14 protein-coding genes and 2 pseudogenes are annotated in these 20348 nt (G+C 73.1%); 7 read left to right on the top strand and 9 right to left on the bottom strand.

Annotated elements, in window-relative coordinates:
* Positions 1-100 precede the first annotated feature (100 nt).
* The 3 genes from ABGB16_RS06450 to ABGB16_RS06440 form a co-directional block, all read right to left on the bottom strand.
* On the bottom strand, positions 101-427 hold the full coding sequence (locus tag ABGB16_RS06450; RefSeq protein ID WP_347667017.1) for a hypothetical protein: 327 nt from the start codon (positions 425-427) through the stop codon (positions 101-103).
* 129 nt (positions 428-556) lie between these two features.
* On the bottom strand, positions 557-1153 hold the full coding sequence (locus ABGB16_RS06445) for a hypothetical protein (RefSeq protein WP_347667016.1): 597 nt from the start codon (positions 1151-1153) through the stop codon (positions 557-559).
* A gap of 1 nt (position 1154) precedes the next feature.
* Positions 1155-5327, bottom strand: coding sequence for a hypothetical protein (locus ABGB16_RS06440; RefSeq protein WP_347667015.1), 4173 nt, complete (start codon positions 5325-5327; stop codon positions 1155-1157).
* 380 nt (positions 5328-5707) lie between these two features.
* On the opposite strand from ABGB16_RS06440, the pseudogene ABGB16_RS06435 reads away from it, so the two are divergent.
* The 4 genes and pseudogenes from ABGB16_RS06435 to ABGB16_RS06420 all read left to right on the top strand — a co-directional run.
* Positions 5708-6103, top strand: a pseudogene (locus ABGB16_RS06435) (type II toxin-antitoxin system RelE/ParE family toxin).
* A complete protein-coding gene (locus ABGB16_RS06430) occupies positions 6100-6414 on the top strand; it encodes a helix-turn-helix transcriptional regulator (protein WP_347667014.1) in 315 nt (104 codons plus the stop codon). The pseudogene ABGB16_RS06435 and the gene ABGB16_RS06430 overlap by 4 nt, the downstream one beginning before the upstream one ends.
* A gap of 240 nt (positions 6415-6654) precedes the next feature.
* Positions 6655-7008: a hypothetical protein gene (locus ABGB16_RS06425; protein ID WP_347667013.1), complete on the top strand. Its 354-nt coding sequence runs from the start codon at positions 6655-6657 to the stop codon at positions 7006-7008.
* Between the two features lie 2 nt (positions 7009-7010).
* A pseudogene (locus ABGB16_RS06420) lies at positions 7011-7250 on the top strand (nucleotidyl transferase AbiEii/AbiGii toxin family protein); the annotation flags it as partial.
* Positions 7251-7555: 305 nt separating this feature from the next.
* Here the strand turns inward: ABGB16_RS06420 and ABGB16_RS06415 are convergent.
* The gene (locus tag ABGB16_RS06415; RefSeq protein WP_347667012.1) at positions 7556-8311 is read right to left on the bottom strand and encodes a DUF4157 domain-containing protein; all 756 of its coding nucleotides are present in this window, start codon (positions 8309-8311) and stop codon (positions 7556-7558) included.
* Between the two features lie 219 nt (positions 8312-8530).
* Between ABGB16_RS06415 and ABGB16_RS06410 the strand changes: the two genes are divergently transcribed.
* A complete protein-coding gene (locus tag ABGB16_RS06410) occupies positions 8531-9337 on the top strand; it encodes a hypothetical protein (protein WP_347667011.1) in 807 nt (268 codons plus the stop codon).
* A gap of 9 nt (positions 9338-9346) precedes the next feature.
* Here the strand turns inward: ABGB16_RS06410 and ABGB16_RS06405 are convergent, their stop codons facing one another.
* From ABGB16_RS06405 to ABGB16_RS06390, 4 genes are all read right to left on the bottom strand, one after another.
* On the bottom strand, positions 9347-11425 hold the full coding sequence (locus ABGB16_RS06405) for an ATP-binding protein (RefSeq protein WP_347667010.1): 2079 nt from the start codon (positions 11423-11425) through the stop codon (positions 9347-9349).
* Between the two features lie 3 nt (positions 11426-11428).
* Complete coding sequence (locus tag ABGB16_RS06400; protein WP_347667009.1) at positions 11429-12055, bottom strand: DUF4255 domain-containing protein; 627 nt, start codon at positions 12053-12055, stop codon at positions 11429-11431.
* A gap of 4 nt (positions 12056-12059) precedes the next feature.
* Positions 12060-15797: a VWA domain-containing protein gene (locus ABGB16_RS06395; protein WP_347667008.1), complete on the bottom strand. Its 3738-nt coding sequence runs from the start codon at positions 15795-15797 to the stop codon at positions 12060-12062.
* 71 nt (positions 15798-15868) lie between these two features.
* A complete protein-coding gene (locus ABGB16_RS06390; RefSeq protein ID WP_347667007.1) occupies positions 15869-16492 on the bottom strand; it encodes a response regulator transcription factor in 624 nt (207 codons plus the stop codon).
* A gap of 158 nt (positions 16493-16650) precedes the next feature.
* Here ABGB16_RS06390 and ABGB16_RS06385 point away from each other — a divergent pair, with 158 nt between their 5' ends.
* Positions 16651-17961, top strand: a complete 1311-nt coding sequence (locus tag ABGB16_RS06385) for a hypothetical protein (protein WP_347667006.1) — start codon at positions 16651-16653, stop codon at positions 17959-17961.
* Between the two features lie 580 nt (positions 17962-18541).
* On the top strand, positions 18542-19327 hold the full coding sequence (locus tag ABGB16_RS06380; protein ID WP_347667026.1) for a S1 family peptidase: 786 nt from the start codon (positions 18542-18544) through the stop codon (positions 19325-19327).
* 18 nt (positions 19328-19345) lie between these two features.
* Here ABGB16_RS06380 and ABGB16_RS06375 read toward each other — a convergent pair whose 3' ends face one another.
* Positions 19346-20311 carry a sensor histidine kinase gene (locus ABGB16_RS06375; RefSeq protein WP_347667005.1) on the bottom strand — a complete coding sequence of 322 codons (966 nt, stop codon included), beginning with the start codon at positions 20309-20311 and terminating at the stop codon, positions 19346-19348.
* Positions 20312-20348 lie beyond the last annotated feature (37 nt).

The raw sequence follows: 20348 nt of genomic DNA, 5'->3' as shown, positions 1-20348 counted from the left end.
GTTCAACAAGCTCAAGCAGTTCCGGGCGGTCGCGACCAGGTACGACAAGCGCGACTACATGTACCAGGCCACCGTCGACATCGCCACGATGAAGATCTGGCTACGCGACCTCACCCAAGATCGACGAGACACGGCCTAGGCGACCACCTTGTACGTGTCGAGGATCGCCGCCGACCCGCACGGTGTACGCGGCTCCGCCGCCCTGCATGAAGTACCCGTAGACGGCGTGGCCCAGGTAGCAGTCGGGGGCGAACTCGCCGAAGATCTGCGAGTGCTGGCTCCAGTTGGTCACCAGTGTTGGGGTGTTGAACGGGCCCTGCGCGGCGAAGCCGACGAACGCGGCGACGGCGGTGCCGACGCCCTCGATGGGGCGGGAGGCGGACTCCACTTCCTCGACGTACACGCCCGGCGCCAGGTAGTTGGGCATCACGCCTCCTCGTCCCTCGTCAGGGTCGAGTCGAGCGTCCCGCGTGCGTGGCGCCGGTCAAACGTCCGGTGGGCCGCTTGATCGGGAACCCTTCACTGCCCGTACGGGCAGGTCGGCTGGAAAGGAGGTCTATGGCCGCGGGTTCGCGTCTCCCGAGCGCTGCTGTTCCTTGATCGATCCGATCGCGTTCTCGGCGCCCTGTCGGATCACCTCTTCAGGCTCTCGGTCCGTGGTCAGTTCGGTCAGATCCGGAATCAGCTCGGCCCATGGCAGGTAGAAGGAGGCGATGACCGCGGCCAGGCGTACGTCTTTGTGACTGTCATGTAGAGACGACGACAGCAGTTGGTAGGTCTCCTCGTCGTACGCCACTGGCGCGGTTACCGCCATCATGGGGATGAGGAAGACCTTCTTGTCCCAGCTGTCGGCCGCCCGATACCAGTCCCGCACTTCTCGCGGGTCATATGCCGAGAAGCGAGAGGTGATCAATTCCTTGGTCTCACGGATTGATTCCTGCGCCTCGGGTGGGCCGTTCAGGGCCGTGTAGGAGAGGCCGAGTATCTCATCGTTCACACGATGAACATCGACTCCCGTGCCGGTCTCCCAGATGAATTCCTCGGGCTGCCCCGGCTCGGCCGGCCAGTGGTCCACGAGGGTCCATTTGTTCGCCTCGGCGAAGGCGACGAACTCAGCTGGGAGCACGCTCTGCTTGAACAGCAGTCTGATCATCTCAGACTCTACCCATGTAATGTCTGAAATCTTTTCGCAGCCGCATGGTCAGTTGCTCCTCCACTAGCTTTCGAATGTCCGCAGCGAACTGTTCCTCAGTCTGGTATACGACCTGACTGTTTTTGAGCATCGCGTACACGTAGGCGGTGGTCGCCGCCTTTTCCTTCCTGACCATCTCCTGCTGGGTCGCGGACCGGAGGTTCTCCGGCAGCCTAGGTGCGACTGGCTGCTTGCGGAAGTTTCCCGCCGCCAGCCTCTTCTCGTAGCGCTCCGTTCGTCGCTTGAGTGTCGCCTGGTGACGGACGAGCGAGGCGTCCGTGGCCCTGGCCCGCTGGCCCGCCAGCTGGTCCGTCATCGGCATCCAGTGGTCAATGGCTTGCCCTATGGTGCCCTCCCCCGCGGCCACTGCGGCAAACGACATGTAGTTGGTGGTCAACGATCCAGTGTGCCTTCCCGGCTCGATGTCCAGCAGGAGGCGGGTGAGATTGTTGACGAGTTTGGTCGCGTGCGGGTGACTCGTCAGTGTCGGGTCTAGGGGCTGTCCCGCTGCCACCTTAAGTGCCGCGCCGGCTATCTGTGCATCGGATAGGCCCGTGGCCTTGCGGATCGCGGCGACGTCATTCTTGACCTCTGCGTACGAACCGTCGTTGGGGAATCCCTCGAAGAACATGAGCCCGGGGATGCTCGGGGGATAGGCGTCTCTGGCTGGCGGTGTTCTCCCCTGCTTGACCGCCTCGTCCGCTGCCCGGTCCTGAGCGTCCTGCCATGCTTGCCGAATGTCCGGGTTCTGGATCCGCGCCCGTCGCTCTCGGGTCGGGTCGCCCGGTCCGTGAGAAATGTGCTCACGATCATGTTCGTAGCGTATCGACCTGCCGAGTTGGTTGCGCGCCGCGAGCTGCTCCGGCGTGTCCAAGGGTGACGAGAGGTACCTGTCGTAGTAGAGCGACGGGTTGTTCTTGATTGCCAGGGATTCCGCAGCCGGGCTCTGTCGTGCGCGCGGAGCGTCGAAGCTGCGACCCTGGCCCGCCGCCCAGTCGCTCTTGATCTGCTCGTACTGCTTGCTCACGCCACTGTCCTGCTGCAGTTCGTCGGCCATGTTCCGCAGGTCGAGATGGAGCTGCAGGCCGATGCTGTCGACGACGCGTTCGACATCTGCGCGGGTGACCTGATGGGCGGTCCCGACCTGTTTCTCCGTAGCGCGTGCGACGACGATTAGGTGACTCGACTGAGTCCGGGCGGAGAGTGCCCTGATGCCGAATTCTGCCTTCCACCGCCGGTTTGTCGACGCCACTTGGCGGCGACTCGGCTTTTGGCTGAAGAGATTCTCGTAGCGCCGGGGAAGCTCCCGTTCGGCGCGGGCGAGCTTCTTCGCGTATTCCCCGTCGCTCTCGTGGTGATCGGGGTGGGTATTTTTCCCGTTGGCCCGCCGGCCTGCGCGAGCCTTGATTTTCGCCCAGAGTTTCTTGCCGAGTCCGACGATCTTTCCGACCACCCAGTCCACGGCCTTCATGACCGGTTTGCTGAGGGCCTTGAAAAACTTCTGGACCTTTTGCGCGATCCCGCCGATGCCCAGCACCGCCGCCAGCACCCCGATCAGCACCGGCACGGACCGCGCCAGGGCCTTCTCGATCAGCGCCGGCACCCCACCAGTCCCGCCGCCCGCGATCGCGATGATCGCGTCGAGCACCGAGTTGACGAATTCGAGGATCTGGGCGCCCTGGGTCACGATGAACGTGACGAAGTCGATGATCATCTTGACCGCGCGGACGAACGCCGACGCGGGGTTGAGCAGCGAGATGATCCAGGTGATGCCGGCCATGAGCACGGTCGGGATCAGGTATTCGCTGATTTTGGAGAACAGGTTGGCCTTGAGGTCGCCGACCTTGTCCTGGATCTCCTCCCACATGCCGCCGAGGCCCTGCGCCTGGACCTTCTGCACGAGGGGCACCGAACTCTCGACCGCGCTCATGGCCGGCTCAGGCACGCCCTTCTGGATGATCCGGCCGCGGATCGATGCCCAGGTCAGGCCGAGCAGGGAGCCGATCATCAGGACGATGCCGCGCAGGTCGAACTTCGCCGGCAGTTCCAGCCCGGCCCCGGCCATCGCCCCGGTGACCCAGCCGACGAGGCCCTTCTTCAGGTGCTCGCCGATGTTGGCCAAAAAGGCCCGCAGCCCCGCGCCGACGGCGCTGACCAGGTTGCCGAGGAAGCCGATCGGGTCCTTGATGATCGCCATGACCGCCTGGGCGGCCTTGGCCAGGACGCCCATCAGCATGTCCTTGAGCTGCATGATCGTCTTGATGACCCCGGCGACCGCGTCGACGGCCTTGGCGACCAGGCCCTTGTTCTTCTCCTTCTCGGCGGCGATCTCCTCGTCGACCGATTTGAGCGCCTCGTTGTACTTGGACGCGAGGGTCTGCACCAGCTCGGTGCCCTTGCTGTCGACCTGCTCGGTCAGCTCGTCGAACTTCCCGGCGAACTCGCCGGCCGCCTCCTTGCCGATCGCCTGGAGGTCGGCCGGGAGCTTGCGCACCTCGGCCTGCAACTCGTTGCGGCCGGCGGCGATGCGCTGCTTGGCCCGGGTCAGTTCCGCGCCGATGACGTCGGCGACGCCGGAGATGACCTGCTGCATCCGGTCGACGTAGCCCTTGCGGGCGACGACGAAAATCTGGTTGGCCTCCTCGGGCAGCCCGGCGAACTTGTCCTTGATCCACCGGCCCTTGCCGACGATCCCCGAGTACCGCTTGTCCTTGTACTCGTCCATCCGCCGCTTGTGCTCGGCGGTGAACGCGTCCCGCGCCGCCTTCTCACCCGCGCTGAACTTGTCGTCGACCTTCTTGTCCAGCCCGGACAGGATGTCCTCGACGTCCTTCTTCGTGGCGTCGAAGACCTTCTGCAGAACGGCCGTGACCTTCGCCCGCTTGGCCTCGTCTGCGGACTTCGCCTCCTCCTTGCCCGCCCCGACCTGCGCCCCGGCCTGCTTGCGGTCGGTGGCGAGGGCGGTCATGGCCGCCGCCCCGGCCTGGCCCGCCGCCGCCTTCGCCCCGGCCAGGGTCTGCGCCTCGGTGGCGCGCACCTGGCCGGGGGCGGTGGCCGCGTGCTGCTCGGCGGCGTTCTTCTCCTTCAGCGCACCGGTGAACTCCGGCTCGTTGGACCTGGCCAGTTGCTCCTCGGTGACCTGCGCGTCGGCCATCTGCTGGTCGACCTGCTGCGGCCCGTCCGAGAAGTCGGTCGCCGCCGGCGGAGCCTTGTCCGGTACGGCCTTCGCCGGGTCGGGTGTGCCCGGGGTGCCCGGCGGCTTGTCCGCCACCAGCGGCGTGACCTGCTTGTCGACCGCCTTCGAGGTGTCCGGCGGGGCCTTGGTGGTGGTCTCGATCGCGTTCGCAGAGGCTTTCTTGCCGTCGGTGACCTGGCCCTGCACCTGCCCCTTGACCGCGTCGGCCTTGCCGGAGTCGCCGAACTTGTCGGCCTCGTCGAGGTTCTTCGGCGCCTGCGCAGCGATGGCCTCGTTGACCGCGCGGACGAACGCGGCCTTGTCGAACTCGCCCGGCTTGGCGGCGTTCATCTTCTCCGCGTTGGCCGCCTTGCCCTGGGCCTCCTTGTCGTCCTGTGGGGGCTTCGCCGCGCCCTGCGCCTTCGCCGCCTCCGTCTGCGCCGGCGGGTGCGCCGACAGCAATTGCTGCTTGCCGCGTACGTCGGCCTTCAGCGTGGCGAACTTCGGGTCGGCCTGCGGCCCGGGCTGGTGTACGGGGCCGGCGTCGGTCTCCAGCCGCTGCACCGGTGCGGCCTCCACCGGCCCGGCGATCCCAGGGGCGGCGGCGGAGGAGGCGGACGTCGGGACGGCACCGGAGGAGGCTGGTCCGGCGGCGCGCTGGGCGGAGACGGCCGGACCGCGCGCCGCGCCGCCCGAACCGGGCCGTCTCGCGGCGGTGCCGGCACCGGACCGGGCGGCGGGCGTACGGGGCGCGGCGGCGCGCCGCTGGGCGACCAGCGCCGCCACCGCCCGATTGCCGGCCGCCGACTGCAACCGCTGAGCGACCGCCGGACTCAACGGACGCGGGCCGGTCCCGCGTACCTCGGTGGTGGAAGGCTCCGGGTCGACGGCCGTACGCGGGGGTGGGGCCGGCGCGGCGCGGCGCGTGGACTCGCCTCGCTCCTCGGCCGGTGCCTTCACCTCACACCTCCCGGCTCGGGGCGGTCCACCAGCGGCCCAACGAGAGGCCCAACGAGTCGCCAGCGCCCAGGACGCTGGATCAGGCGACGGAATCGGGCCTGGTACCGACCTGGACCAGGGCGGTCAGCCCGTGAGTGAGCGACCTGGCGCCAGGCAGTTGGACATCACGTCTCCTCGTCCATCAGGACGATCCGAGCGTCCCGCGCATGCGCGCGTGTCCAGATGTCCGCTGGGCCGGGCAATCGGGACGAATTCGTCGCCCCTTCGGGCATCGAACGCAGCGGCGGCCTGTCGATCTGCGCGTCGGACGTCGAGTTGCCGGCCACCGATGACGCGCTGTGCCTGGCCTGCAGAGGTTTAGCCTGAGCTATAGTTGCGCCGTGCCTACCGAACCTTCTCGGCGTTGGGCGATCAGGGCGACGGTCGATGTCCGCGAGTGGCTGCGGTCGCTGCGTCAGGCAGACCCGGAGACGTAACGGTCGGTGAATGTCGCGATCGACATGCTCGCCGAGATCGGTCCGGGACTCGGTCGGCCGCTGGTGGACACGCTACGGGGTTCGAGCGTTGGCAACCTCAAGGAATTGCGGCCGAGGTCTGGCCGTGACGTCGCCATCCGCGTTCTCTTCGTCTTCGATCCGTGGTCGCAGGCGGTGCTGCTGGTCGCCGGCAACAAGGCGGGTGACTGGTCGCGGTGGTACAAGGTGGCGATCCCTCTGGCAGAGGTCGCGTACGAGGGCTGGTTGGCCGTCGAAAGGAAACGAAGGGAGGGGGCATGACCGAGTTCCATGACTGGGACGACATCCGCGCCGAGCTGCACGACGGGGACGACGAGGCGCTCGCTGCCGAGCGTGCCCGGACCGAAGCATGGATCAGCGCGTTCCACCTTGCCGAGGAACGGAAGCGGCTGGGGCTCACCCAACGTCAGGTTGCCGACCTGATGGGCGTCAGTCCTGGCCGGGTAAGCCAGATCGAGAATGGTGATCTGGAAGCTAACGAGGTCGCGACCCTGAGTCGGTACGCGCGCGCTTTGGGTGCTCGAATGCGAATCATATTCGACTACGGCGACGACCTCCGGCAGATCGCCTAATCAGCGACATCGTCGCCGCAGCCCTGCAATTGACCAAGCTCATTGATTGGTGGCACAAGGTGTTGCGGGAAGGTCGCTCGCAACTGCCCATAAGGGCGGAACGCCAGCAAGCGGCGCTGTCGCGCACTATGGGCGCTGCGTGGGCCTGCGCCTCGACGGTGGCGCGTGACCTTGGCGGGGCGTGCCGTCGACGGTGCGCCGCCGGCTTTGGACGTACGATCGGGGTCGGGAGGTGCGGTGATGGTGAGGGCAGGAGGCGCGCCGCCTGGTTCACGGTACGTCGACCAGCGGCACTACGTCGTCCCCGCGAGCCTGGCCGATCTGCGCGGACCGGTCAGCGGCGTGGTGACGCTCGACCGCTGGCTGGACTGGTCTGGCGACAGCACCTATGACCTGGACGACACCGGGGATCTCCAGGTGATGTACCAGACGGTGCTGAACCAGGCCGTCACCGTGGCAGACCTGTGCCGGTGGCTCGACGGCGACACGCTGCGTCGGCTGTGGCCGAGCCTGTGGCTGCCCACCCGCCTGCGCGCGCTGTGGCAGGCGCGATTCTCTGAACTGGCCGCTCCGCCGCAGGCGCTGGCCGGCTGAGCGTGGACCCCGTTCACCTCCGGTTGGCGGAGATCGGGCTTCGGGTGGCCGGCCGATACGGCTTCGCCTTGGCCGGCGGGTACGCCGTGCAGGCACACGGGATTCTGGACCGGCCGAGCGAGGACGTCGATCTGTTCACCGCGTGGGAGCGCCGCGGTGACTTCGCCGTAGCGGTGGATGCCGTTGTGGGCGCCTACCGTGCCGGCGGATACATCGTCGAGGTCACGCAGCGGTTCGAAACCTGAGCGATCTGAAGCACGGCTTGTTCGCGGCGTGCCGCCCGGGGATGCCCGGCGACTGACTGTCCTCGATCGGACACGGGCATTCCGGATGGGCAACCGCGATCTCCGCGACGGGATCGACAGCGCATCTCCGCAGCTCATGCCGCTACGAGGACGGCACCACGGTGGTACTGAAGTCCACGATCCTCGGGCCCTACCTGAGCATCTCTGAATACTCGATCCACCGGCTCGGGACGGCCACCGTTCCCAACTGATCCGGATCACCACGCGGTCGTGGGCGGCGTCGGCGGGCCCGCCACAACCGCCTACTCCGCCGGCTCTTCCTCTTCCTCGCCGGACTCCTGGCGCTGGACGTACGTCTGCGCCGACTCGTCCTCCTCGGACATCTCCTCGGCGCGCTGCACCGCCGGGTGGTCGTGCCCGTCGTGGTCGGCGGACCGCTGGACCGCCGGTGCCGGGGCGGGCGACGCCGGGGCGGACATCAGCCGGTCGGCGGTGGCGACGGCCTCCCGCTCGAAGCGGTCGGACGGGTCGCTGACCTTCACCCCGCCGCCGGTGTCGGTGCCGTCCACCGGCCCGCTGCGCTGCTGCACCACGTGCGTCAGCTCGTGGGCGAGCATGTGCTGCCCGGCGGGCGAGGCCGGGTCGTAGCTGTCGCGCTGGAAGACGATGTTCGACCCGACGGTGTACGCCTGCGCGTTGACCGACTTCGCGGACTCGTGCGCGGCGCCGTCGGTGTGCACCCGGACGTCGGAGAAGTCCTGCCCGCCGAAGCGGGTCTCCATGTCGGCCCGCACGTCGGTCGGCAGCGGCGACCCGCCGCCGGAGTTGACGACGTCGTGCACGGGGGAGCGCTCCTCGGCCGGCTCGACCAGCTCGCCGACGGCCCGGTTGCCGACCGCCCGTTGCAGGCCGAGCAGCCCGGACGCGCCGAGGACGTCGGGGCGGCCGGCCGTGGCGGCCTGGTACATCAGCGCGTCGTTCTCCCGGTCGACCGGGCCGATCCGGTCACCGGCGGGGCGCACCGCCGCCCCGGAGTCGAACTCACGATGCCCGCGCATGGTTACCCCCTGTCGCCGGGTGCATCTCGACCGTGCACCCTGCGGCGGTTCCCCCGCCCGGTCCACCCGGTCCGCAGGAAGGGCAGGCCCGCTGCCCGAAAGGGCGGCGCCACCGAGTCGGGCACCGCGTACGCCTGGCGGTTCGACCCAGTGGCGGGCTTGCCGGGCGCACATACCATCGGCGCCAGCGGGGACCGTCCATGTTGTACGGGAGAACCCATGCGCCTTCCTCGCTCGGCACGTCGTACCCCGTCCCAGCGGAGGCGTCCCCGGCCCGGCGAGCCCGCCCGCAAGAGGTGGTGGCAGGGCCTGGGGCTGAAGACCGCCCTCATCGGAGCGCTCGTCCCGCTCGTCGTCACCGCCGCGTGGACGCAGGGCCTCGTCCTGGTGCGTGCCGTGGTCGGCCCGGCCCCGAGCGCCTCCGCGTCGCCGTCGCCCTCGGCGGCCACCGGAGGCCCGGGTTCCGGGCCGTCGAGCGCGTCACCGTCGCACCAGGAGCCGGAGCCCAGCGGCGATCCGACCGGCGATCCGACCGACGAGCCGGACCCGACCCCGACCGGCGGGCACGGCCCGAAGCCGTCCCCGACGGTGAAGTCACCGCCGCCGTCGCCGACCGGCCCGGTGACCGTCACCGATCCGGTGCGGCGGAGCGGGACGCTGGTCATGGCCGACTACACGGCGTACGACCTGGACTCGAAGGCCGCCGACTGGAACCCGACCAAGGACGACTGGGGGCCCAACCGCGACGTCGGCTACGCCTCGTGGTGGGACGACGTCCAGAACGACGCTGTGGTCAGCCGCGAGGACCCGAGGTACGCGGCGTCGCTGCCCAAGGACAGCGGCCCGTGGCGGCGCGCCGACTGCGTCCGCGCCCGGTACGGGGAGCCGTCCGCCCGCCCCGTCGGGGAGCGGCTCCTCGAAGGGCGGGGCATCTGCGTCGTCACCTCGGACGGCCGGTACGCGCTGCTGGTGGTGACCAGGTCCGTCCAGCATCAGCTCACCGTCCGGGTCACCGTGTGGGAGTGAGCGGCCCGGTCAGACGGCCAGCCCCAGGTACGGGCCGAACTCGCTCTCCAGCGTGAGCCGGCCGAGCTTGCGGTACTCCCGGCCGACCGCGCCGATCAGCTCCGCCATCCCCACCGGCCCGCCCGCCCCGGCGGCCAGGTAGCCGGCGGTGACCGCGGCGGAGCGGATGTGCCCGCCGGCCAACTCGAACGCGCCGGCCAGGAAGTCCAGGTCCACGTCGGCGGCGCGGGGCACCCGGTCGCCGAGGCAGCGGTCCCACAGCGCCCGCCGGGCAGCCTCGTCGGGTACGGGGAAGTCCACCACCACGTCCAGCCGGCGGGTGAACGCCTCGTCCAGGTTGGCCCGCAGGTTCGTGGCCAGCACCGCCAGCCCGTCGAACGTCTCCATCCGTTGCAGCAGGTACGCGCTCTCGATGTTGGCGTACCGGTCGTGCGCGTCGCGGACCTCGGAGCGCTTGCCGAAGATCGCGTCCGCCTCGTCGAACAGCAGCACCCCGTTCACCCCGGCCGCCTCGCCGAAGATCCGCTCCAGGTTCTTCTCGGTCTCGCCGACGTACTTGTCCACCACCGTGGCCAGGTTGACCGTGTACAGGTCCAGCCCCAGGTTGCCAGCCACCACCTCGGCCGACATCGTCTTGCCGGTGCCCGAGTCGCCGGCGAACAGGGCGGTCACCCCGTGCCCGCGCCCGCCGCCGGGCCGCATCCGCCACTCGCGCAGCACCCGGTCCCGGTGCCGGGCCCGCCCGGCCAGCTCGCGCAGCAGCGACAGCGTCGGGGCGGGCAGCACCAGGTCGTCCCAGCCGACCTCCGGCACGATCCGCCGGGCCAGCCGCTCCAGGCCGGCCGCGTTCTGGGTACGCGCGCCCGCGCGCAGGTGCGCCTCGCCGACCGGCTCGCCCGACACGGCGGCGAGCTGGACGGCCACCGAGGCGGCCCGCCGGATCGCCGGCGCGCCCAGCACGAACTGCGCGGTGGCGGCGGCCGGGTCCAGTCCGTCGGCGAGCCCGTCGGGCAGGGCGGCGCGCCACACGGCCGCCCGCTCGTCGGCGGTCAGTGGCGCCACGTCCACCTGCACCGGGGCGAGCGCCGTCCACGCCGGATCCCACGGCTGCGTCCCGTACGCCAGCACGGGCACGGCGCCGGCGGTCAGCCGGGACCAGACCGCCCACGGCTCACCGCCCTGCACCGGCCCGACGACCAGCCCCGCGCCGGTGAGCAGGGCCTCCCGCACCAGCACGGTGGCCAGCTCCGCCGGCTGCGGGTCCGCCGCCAGCCGGGGCAGGTCGACCGCGAGCGCGCCGCGACCGGCCCGGTCGAGCGCGGCCACCGCGAGGGCCAGGGCGCTGCCGCCGGGCCGCTCCCGCAGGTACGCCAGCCGCGTCCCGGCCCGCCCGAGCCGCGCCGCCCCGGGCGGCTCCGGTCCGGCCGCCTCGACCGGCTCGGCGAGCCCGACCAGCGCCGGCTCGGGGGCGTCGGCGCCGAGCAGCCAGCCGCCCACCCGGTCGGGCACCCACAGCCCCCGGGACAGCAGCGACCGGTCGGGGGAGTCGACGCGCAGCAGGGCCAGGTCGACCAGCGGGGCGCCGGCGGCGAGCCGCAGCCGGCCGGCGGGGGCCGCCTCGGGCAGCCCGCACAGCCGCAGCGCCAGCCCGACCGAGGGGCGGCGGCGGGTCACGTCGTCGTTGAGGTAGCCGTAGAACTGCTCGAACCGGCTGTCCACGTCGGGGGCGAGGGCCACCAGCAGCAGCGCCTCGTCCAGCGGGGTCAGGCCCGCCGCCCGGGCCAGCGCCGCCAGCCGGTCCGGCCCGTCGGGCGGCCGGTCCGCCGGGACGTACGGCGAGCCGTCGGCCGGCCGGGCCACCGGGACGTACGGCGACCCGTCGGCCGGCCCGTCCGGCGGGTCGGGCCACGGGTCGTACGGCTCCCGGCCGGCCGCCAGCGCGGCGTCGACCGCCTCGTCCGACAGGTACAGCCCGCGGAACGGGTCGTCCGGCTGCGGGTCGGTCTCCCGGCGACGGGCCACCGCGGCGCGTACCGCGAGTTCCACCCGCTGGAGGCGGCGCAGCAGCGCCGGGGACAGGCCGACCACCGCTCAGCCCCCGGACCGGGAGGGGCGGTGCCCGACCCGGTCGCCCGGGCCGTCGCGGGTGGTGTCGGCGACCTCGGCGGCCAGGCCGTCGCGGGCCGGCGGGCCGGCCTCCACCACCCGGCCGCTGTCCACCGGCGCGCTGATCACCACGTCGAGCGAGGGCTTCAGCTCCCCGCCCAGCGCCGTCCACACGTCGGCGAACGCGCGGTCCTCGGGCGGCGGCAGCGCCACGGTCATCGGCACCGGCATGCCGAGCGCGGCCACCGAGCCGGTCAGCACGGGCGGCGGCAGCGCGTCGAGGCGCAGGAAGCACAGCAGCAGCGAGGAGAGCAGCCGGTGCTCGTCCTCGGGCCGCTGCGTCCACGCGGTGACCAGGTAGGACAGCTTCACGTAGCGGGGCGGGGCCACCCGGCGGGTGACCTGGCCGCGCTCGTCGTACTCGTTGACCAGGCCCCGGGACCGGCGGCGCAGATCCTCACGGATGTCGTAGAGGTAGACGTTGACGGTGGGCGCGTTGCGTCGGGCCGCCCACTCCTTCGTCGGCGCCTCCAGCACGATGTCCACGCTGGCGCCGGCGAGGGCCTCGTCGCGGACCAGCCGGCGCAGCGCGTCGTCGATCTCGTGGATCACCCGGTCACCCCCGCCCGCGCAGCAGCGGCGGGGCCAGCCCGCGCGGCACCACCAGGAACGGCTCGTCGGCGCGTACCGCACCGAAGGCCCGGCCGGTGACCCGGGTGGCGGTCAGCTCCCGCGGGCCGAGCTGGTCCTTGCGCAGGATCAGCACCTGCGCGCGGAACGTGCCGTCCGCGCCGGCCGTCACGGTGTCCGGGGTGGCGGTGATGCCCGGGCTCCAGCGCAGCCGCACCCGCGCCCCCGGCGGGAAGCCGGTGCCCACGGCGGCGGTGACGAACCCGGGCGGGCCGATCGCCGGGTCGAGGCGTACCCGGGGCGCCAGCACCTGCACCGGCGCCCGCGCGGTACGGGTCGCCGACACCTCCCGTACGGTCGCCGTGAGCCGCCCGGTGACCACGGCGGCGACCGCCGCCCGGGCGGGCAGCGTGACGGTGACGACCTGCTGCCCGCCGGGGCCGAGCGTGCCGAGCAGGCAGAGCCGGCGGCTGGCGCCGCAGCGCGGATCGGCGCCGGCCGCGGGAAGCAGCGGATCCGGCGGGGTGACCTCCAGCCAGACGTTGTCGGCGGGCAGCCGACCGCCGTTGCGCACCGTGAACGTGACCGGGACGGCGTCGCCGCCCAGGTAGGCCGGTTGGTTGCCGACCGAGACGGTGAGGCCGAGGTCGGGCACCGGCAGGCGCTGGAAGGCCGGCTCCGCGCCGACCTGGCGGATGACCGTGGTGGGCCGGCCGCCGCCGCTGGGCAGCACGACGATGTCCGGCAGGTCCTCGGCGTACTGGAGGGTCACCGCGATGCGCCGCCCGTCGGGAGACCATGCGGGGTCCGCCACCGACCGGCCGGCCCGGTCCTCGGGGGCGAGCGGGTGCCGGGCGGCGGAGCCGTCGGGGGCCACCACGCACAGGTCGGACGGACCGCTGCTGTCGGCGAACGCGATCGCGGAGCCGTCCGGCGACCAGGCCGGCGACGTGTCCGTGGCGCGGCTCGGGCAGCCGGCGCCGACCCGGGCGCTGAGGTCGGTCTGGTCGCCGACGGTCAGCGCGCCGCCGGCGCCCGCGTCGAGCCGGGCGAGCCAGATCCGGGTGCCGGTGGCCCGCGGGTCGGCCACCACGATCAGGGCGGTGTCGGAGCCGGTGCGCCCCGCGTCGTCGGTGGCCGTGCAGGTCACCACGGTCTGCCCGATCGGGAACAGCGAGCCGGACGGGGGCTCGCACCGGACGGGCAACGGCCGGCCGGTGCTGTCCACCGCCGTGGCCTGGTAGGTCACCCGGGTCCCGGCCGGCCCCGTCGGCGCCACCTCGACGTCGTCCACCTGCACGAACGGCAGCGCGGGATCGGCGACCCGGACGACCAGCTCCTGCGTGGCGTCCGCCTCGGGATCCGGCGGCTCCAGGTCGAAGCGGATCGTGCAGCGCAGCACCGAGCCGGGCACCGCCGCGGGCGCGACCGACACGATCTCCTCGAACTGGGCCGGGGTGCCGGCTTTCACCTCGTCGGCGTCGGGGTCGAACGCGACGGAGAGTCCCTCGTCGCAGCTCGGGCGCGGTTGGACGGTGATCATGAGATCCCGGATGGCTTTCTTGATCGCGCCAACCATCTCCGTCGCGGTGCTGTCTTCCGTGAATTTTCCGCCCGTCTCTTTGGCCAGCCTTTCGGCCACCCCGTCGAACTTCATTCCGTTCTCACCCGCGGTGCTCTTGATCGACACCGCGATGAGGGCGATCCCGGTGTCCCGCAGGCTGGCCAGCAGGGTGCTCTCCTCGATCACGGTGCCGTCGGGCGCGGTCTTGTCCCGGCTGTAGGTGTCGCTGATCAGCACGACGATCCGGCTGCTGTCGGGTCGGAAACCGACCCGGTCCTGCGCGGCGATCTGCCGCAGCGCGTAGAACCAGTTCTCCTCGCCGAAGTCGCTTCCCGCGTCCAGCGCCCAGACGGCCCGGAGCATGGCGGCGTCGTCGGCGGTGATCTGCTGCCGGGGCCGGTACATGTTCGGGTCGTAGGCGCCGGTCTCACCGTCGCGGCCGCTGAAGGTGGCCAGGCCGAACTGCGCTTGCGACTGGCTCTTGCGGACGTCCGCGATGACGTCCGGCAGTCGCGCCTTGAGCTGGCTGATGACGGTTTCCCCGCCGGGCTCCGCGGGCTTGCCCATGGAGGAGGTGTCGTCGACCAGGAAGAAGATGTCCGGGCGGGGCGGGATCGCGGGCGTCTCGACCGACTGCTCCACCTCGAACGTGCCGCCCGGGAGCGCCGGCCGGTCCACGATGGGGACCGCCAGGTCGCTGTCGCGGGGTTCGGCCCGCCGGGAGAAGGCGATCCGCGTGCCGTCCGGCGACCAGGACGGCTCGGCGTCCTGCCCGTCCAGATGGGCGGGCATCGGGATCTCGGCGAGCAGCCGCCCGTCGGCGACGGCGACCGTCAGGATCCGGGACGGGTCCTCGCCGTTCGCCGGGCGGCGGGTGAACGCGATCGCGTCGCCGGTCGGGGACCAGGCCGGGTCGGTGTCCCGGTCTTCGTCGACCGTGCCGGGCGGGGCGAGCGTGCGCGGGTCGGCGCCGGAGGCGTCGGCGACGACGATCCGGGCGCCCCCGCCCGGCTGGCCGGCGCTGTAGGCCAGCCGGGTGCCGTCCCGGCTGAACGCCGGCCCGGCCTCCTCCAGCCCGGGGCGGGCCGTGTGGTCGCGGCGGTCCCCGCCGGTGGCGTCCGCGGTCCACACGTCGGTCGCGGCGGCCCGCTCGGTGGCCGTCCAGAGCAGGTCGCCGCCCCGCCAGGCCGGGCCGTGCTCGGGCAGTGGGCCGACGGCCACCGGGGTCAGCCGGCCCGCCCGGGCGACGTAGACATCCCCGGCCGGGTCGTCCCGCGTGGAGGTGAAGGCGATGGCGGTCCCGTCCGGGGACCAGGCGGGCTCGGCCGCGTCGCGGGTCCCGGGCACCGCGCGGATCACCGGGCCGCCCGCCACGGCCACCGTCGCCACCGTACGGGCGGTCGGGTCGGTCGGCGGCGCGAACCGGGTGGTGGTGAAGGCCAGCCGCCGCCCGTCCGGGGACCAGGCCGGCTGCCCCTCGGCGGCCGGGCCGTCGGTGACCCGTACGGGCGCGCCGCCCGCCGCGGGCACCGTCCAGACGTCCCCGGCCGGGTCGGCGCGGGTGCTGCCGAAGGCGATCCGCCTGCCGTCGGGGGACCAGGTCGGCCAACTGTCCTCGGCCGGGTGGTCGGTGAGCCGGCGCAGCCCGGAGCCATCGACCGCCACGATCCAGACGTCGGCGTTGCCGGCCCGGTCGCTGGTGAACGCCACCTGCCGGCCGTCGGGGGACAGGGCCGGATGCCGGACCGTGCCGGGGCCGCCGACCAGCCGAAGCGGGGCCGCGTCCGGCCGGCGCAGGTACAGCCCGCCGCCCCGGTCGGCCCCGCCCACGGCGGCCTGGCGCCCCACCCACACCAGCCGGCCGGCGCGCGCGTCGACGTCGGCCTCCGCGTCGACGCGCTCGGCCGTCGTCAGCAGCGGCCGCGGGTCGCCCCCGGCGGCGGGGCGCAGCATCAGGGTGGGGCGTTCCTCGCCGCGGTAGCCCAGCCGGTAGCCCACCTCGGCCGCCGGCGGCGCGGCGGCCGGCGGCGGCGGACCGGGCGGCTCGGGCGCGGCCAGGGCCGGCCCGACCAGCACCCCGAGCGCCATGACTGCCCAGCGGCGGTTGCCCCAGCGCACGACACCTCCCGTGGTCACCCCTGCCACCACGGTGGCGAGCACCGGCGGGTCGGGTAGCGCCGGTCCGTGCCGGCCTGCGGGCAGCGCGGTCTGCCCGAACGGGCAGCGCCACCTCAGATCAGGCCGTTGCGCAGCGCGTACGCCACGGCGTGGCAGCGGTTGCGCAGGTGCAGCCGGTTCGTCACGTCGTGCAGGATGTTCTTGATCGTCCGCTGGGAGTAGGAGAGCTTCGTGGCGATCTCGGCGGTGTCGAAGCCGTCGGCGACCAGGCGCAGCACCTCCACCTCCCGGTCGGCCAGCCCCGAGAACGTCAGGCCGCGCGGCCCCAGCACCTCCCGTTGCAGCGTCCCGACCTGCTGGAGCAGCCGGCCGAGCAGGTCCGGCGGGACGGCACCCTCCCCGGCCGCGGCGGCCCGGATCACCGCGACGAGCCGGTCGGCGCTCGCCTCCGACCGGCGGACGATCCCCGCGACGCCGTGCTCCACGGCGGCGACCAGCCCGGCGTCGTCCACCTGGGTCACCACCAGCACCAGCGCGGACGTTCCCCGGCTGCGCAGCGCGCGCAGCGTCCGCAGGGTCGGCTCGTCGATCCCGTCGGTGACGACCACCGCCACGTCGGCCTGGTCCGCCTCGGCGTCGTCGAGCAGCAGCACCTCCGGGCGGGGCCGCAGCTGACTGACCACGCCGGCGCGGGAGATGACGTCGGTGGAGGACAGGTGGACAGGCACACGTCGCATGAGTTCCCCCAAACGCGCTCGGTGAGGCGATCGATGCGCCGAGTATCGCGGCCGGCGCCAATCGTGCAGTCAACGTGGACTCAACGGACCCCGGTTCGTGCCCCAAGGTCTTCCTCCGCGGCGGATTGAACCGGCGTCGGCGTCCCTAGAGTCACGTCATGACCACGGACGCGAACCTGGACGCCGACCTCGTCGAGGTCAGCCCGGGCGGCGAGGCGACCTGCCGTCTGGAGGTGCGCAACGACGGCCCGATCGTCGAGTCGTACACCATCGAGGTGCTCGGGGACGCGGCCGGCTGGGCCCGGGTCGAGCCGGCCGCCGTGGCGGTCTATCCCGGCTCGACCGAGTCGGTCACCGTCCACTTCGGCCCGCCCCGCTCGCCCCGGGTGCCGGCCGGCGAACGCCCCTTCGCGGTGCGGGTCACCCCGGCCGAGAACCCGGACGCCCGGGTCGTGCCGGAGGCCGTCGTACGGGTGCTGCCGTACGCCGAGATCGCCCCCGAGATCCTGCCGCGCACCTCGCGCGGGCGCTGGGGCGGCCGGCACGAGGTGTCGGTGGCCAACCTGGGCAACGCCCCGATCGGGGTGGCCCTGGCCGCCGGCGACCCGGACAACCGGCTGCGCCTCGCGGTCCGCCCGGCGCAGCTCGCCGTCGCCCCCGGCGAGGCGGCCTTCGTCCAGGTGCGCGCCCGTTCCCGCCGGCTGCTGTGGCGCGGCCACCCGGTGACGCTGCCCTTCCAGGTCGCGATCACCTCGGACGACGCGCCTCCGGCCACCATGGACGCGGCCACCGTGCAGGAGCCGGTGCTGCCGCAGGGGCTGGGGCGGGTCGTCGCGGCGTTGGTGGTGCTGGCGCTGCTGGGCGCCGGCCTGTGGTACGCGCTGCTGCGCCCCACCGTGAAGTCCCTGGCCGAGGAGGCCGCGCAGGATCAGGTGGCTCCCGTCGCACGCCAGGCGAGCGCGGCCGACACCAAGGCCCAGCAGGCGGTCGATGCGATCTCGCCGCGCCCGTCGGGGCCGACTCCGGGCAACCCGGTGCTGCCACCCTCGCCGACGCCCACCACGCGCCCGGGCCTGCCCGCGGTCCCGCCCGGCGGCACGTCCTTCAGCCGCCGCCTGGCGGTCACCGCCGGCGGCGGCAGCACCCGCACCGACCAGTACACGGTGGCCTCCGGTCGGGTCTTCGTCCTGACCGACATCTTCCTGCAGAACCCGCAGGGCGACGAGGGCCGGCTGGACCTGGTGGTGGACGGCACGACGGTGCTGACGGTGGCACTGAACAACTTCCGGGACCTCGACTACCACATGGTCTCGCCGATCGAGGTGCCCGCCGGCCGGGTGATCAGCCTGCGGGCCACCTGCCGTCGGGCGGGCACCGCCCTGGACGGCGCGGGCGGCGGCGGGGGCCAGTGCCGGGACTACGCCCTGCTCAACGGCTACACCCGCCGGTCGAACGCGGCGGCACCCTAGGCGCCGAGGGCTCGGCCTCGGCGGGCTGAAACGGCAGGCGGGCCCCTCGGCGGGGCGGCGGCGGTGAGCATGCGGGCCCTGTGGAGCTGCCCCGTCGGTGCTATCGGCGCGGCGGCGGTGCCCGGGCCTCCCGCATCTGCCCGAGTTTCCGACTGCGCCCGCGCCTGCAGGCGGGGTGACCCCGCCGAACGGGGATGGCCGGCCCACCCGTGCGGCCAGGCCGGCCGGGCCCTGCGCCGGCAGTGCGAGCGGTGGCGTAGGTGGGGCAGCTCCACAGCGGGCGGGAACAGGTTCCCGCCCGCGGCCCGGTCGGGGCGAGCGGTGGCGTAGGTGGGGCAGGTACACAGCGCGCGGGAACAGGTTCCCGCCGGCGGCCCGGTCCGGCTCGCGGCTCGGGTCGCGTACCCGTCGGGGCGCTTGAACCGGGCGGGCCCGGCGCGGATGCTGTAAGGCATCCATCTCTGCCGATGTTCGGAGGCCCGGATGCGTCGCCTTCCCCTGCTCGCCCTCCTGCTCGCCCTTCCCCTGCTCGCGCCGCCGACCGGCGCCCGCCACGTCCGCCGTGCCCGCCACGTCCGCCGTGCCCGCCACGTCCGCGCCGTCCGCGCCGTCCGCCGCCGCGCTGGCGGCCACCGGCCCGGCCGGCACCACCTGGACCGTGGAACCGGCGACCGGCCGGACCACCGTCACCGTCGACGACACCGTGAGCGGCAGCCAACTGGCCGCCCTGCGCGCCAAGCTGGCCGGCACCGACGCCGTGGTCCGGCGCGAGCCCGGCCGGCTGAGCACCCTGATCGCCGCCGGCCAGGCGATCTACGCCGGCGGCGGGGGCCGCTGCTCGCTGGGCGCCAACGTGCGCAGCGGCACCACGTACTACTTCGTCACCGCCGGCCACTGCACGTCGGTCGGCTCGACCTGGTACGCGGACAGCGCCGGCGCCACCGTGCTCGGCACCCGCACCGGCAGCAGCTTCCCCGGCAACGACTACGGCATCGTCCGCTACACCTCGTCGGTCAGCCACCCGAGCGCCGTGTACACGTACCCGGGCCTGCTCACGGTCAACAGCGCCGGCAACGCGTACGTGGGCCAGTACGTGTGCCGCAGCGGCTCGACCACCGGCGTGCGGTGCGGCTACGTCACCGCCCTCAACGCCACGGTGAACTACGCCGAGGGCACGGTGTACGGCCTGATCCGCACCAACATCTGCGCCGAGCCCGGCGACAGCGGCGGGCCGCTCTACAACCCGGCCACCGGCCAGATCCTCGGCATCCTGTCCGGCGGCAGCGGCAACTGCACCTCCGGCGGCACCTCCTTCTACCAGCCGATCACCGAGATCCTCGCCGTGTACGGCGTGACCATCCCGTGAGCCGCCGGCCGGGCGGCCTCAGGCGGTGAAGTGCGGGGTTCCCGCGGTCAGCCGCACCGTGAAGCCGTCCGGCCCCCGGTGCGACGTGACGTGGTTGCAGGACTGGTGGGCGATCCAGAGACCGAGCCCGCCCACCACCACGCCGTCGCCGGCCGGCAGCAGCCCCGCGAACGGGTCCTGCGGCCCGTGACCGCCGTCGGAGACCGTCACCACGACGCGGTCCGCCCCGACCCACAGCCGCATCCGCACCGGCGGCCGGCCGTGGCGCAGCGCGTTGCTCACCGTCTCGCTGACCGCGACCACCAGGTCCTGGACGTCGTCGGCGGGCAGCCGCCCCCGGGCCGCGCCGTGCACCGCGGCCCGGGCCTGCGCCGCCGTGGGCGAGGTGAGGTCCACGTCCGGCGGCGCCGTCTGGAGCGGGTCGGCCGGCGCCGGCCGGTCCTCCAGCAGGTACGCCGCCGGCTCCAGGTAGGCCGGGCTGGGCACGTGCCGGCCGTCCGGCATGACGTGCCGGGGGTGGGTACGGGCGACGTCGTCCAGCACGTGCGCCGGCGTCGTCCGAGTGTCGTACGCGCACATGCTCCACAGCGGGAACTCGTCGTACGCGTGGTTGACGGCCGACTCGTACCGGGCCCACCAGTCCCAGGTCGCGCCCAGCCCGACCGGCGGCACCTCGCCGATGATCCGGATCTGCCCCGCCCCCTGCTTGACGTACGAGGCCAGCAGGTCGCGGTACGACCGGATCGCCGCGGTCGGCCGGGCGTAGACGCCGTCGCCGGGCAGGAAGGTGACCCCGGAGTCGGCCGGCAGGGCGGCGCGGACCAGGGCGGCGTTGCGCGCCCCGAGGGCGACCACGGTCGGCTCGCCGGCGGCGACCCCGCCGAGCAGGAACGGCACGGCGATGGCAAGTAGTTCCTCGTCCGAGCCGTAGCAGGCAGCCTCGTGGTAGTGGCCCCGGTGGCCGGCGACGGCGCCCGTCCTCATCGCGTCCCGACGGCGGCGCGCGCCAGCGGGCCGACAC

The organism is Micromonospora sp. B11E3, from assembly GCF_039871625.1.
Classification (GTDB): domain Bacteria; phylum Actinomycetota; class Actinomycetes; order Mycobacteriales; family Micromonosporaceae; genus Micromonospora.
Note: the sequence above shows the minus strand (reverse complement) of the source record. Positions and strands in the feature narration are given on the sequence as shown.

What these genes read in the sequence shown, in the direction of transcription:
- ABGB16_RS06450 (WP_347667017.1), bottom strand. Translation starts at nt 427, where the DNA reads ATGCCCAACTACCTGGCGCCGGGCGTGTACGTCGAGGAAGTGGAGTCC.
- ABGB16_RS06445 (WP_347667016.1), bottom strand. Translation starts at nt 1,153, where the DNA reads ATGATCAGACTGCTGTTCAAGCAGAGCGTGCTCCCAGCTGAGTTCGTC.
- ABGB16_RS06430 (WP_347667014.1), top strand. Translation starts at nt 6,100, where the DNA reads ATGACCGAGTTCCATGACTGGGACGACATCCGCGCCGAGCTGCACGAC.
- ABGB16_RS06425 (WP_347667013.1), top strand. Translation starts at nt 6,655, where the DNA reads ATGGTGAGGGCAGGAGGCGCGCCGCCTGGTTCACGGTACGTCGACCAG.
- ABGB16_RS06415 (WP_347667012.1), bottom strand. Translation starts at nt 8,311, where the DNA reads ATGCGCGGGCATCGTGAGTTCGACTCCGGGGCGGCGGTGCGCCCCGCC.
- ABGB16_RS06410 (WP_347667011.1), top strand. Translation starts at nt 8,531, where the DNA reads ATGCGCCTTCCTCGCTCGGCACGTCGTACCCCGTCCCAGCGGAGGCGT.
- ABGB16_RS06390 (WP_347667007.1), bottom strand. Translation starts at nt 16,492, where the DNA reads ATGCGACGTGTGCCTGTCCACCTGTCCTCCACCGACGTCATCTCCCGC.
- ABGB16_RS06385 (WP_347667006.1), top strand. Translation starts at nt 16,651, where the DNA reads ATGACCACGGACGCGAACCTGGACGCCGACCTCGTCGAGGTCAGCCCG.
- ABGB16_RS06375 (WP_347667005.1), bottom strand. Translation starts at nt 20,311, where the DNA reads ATGAGGACGGGCGCCGTCGCCGGCCACCGGGGCCACTACCACGAGGCT.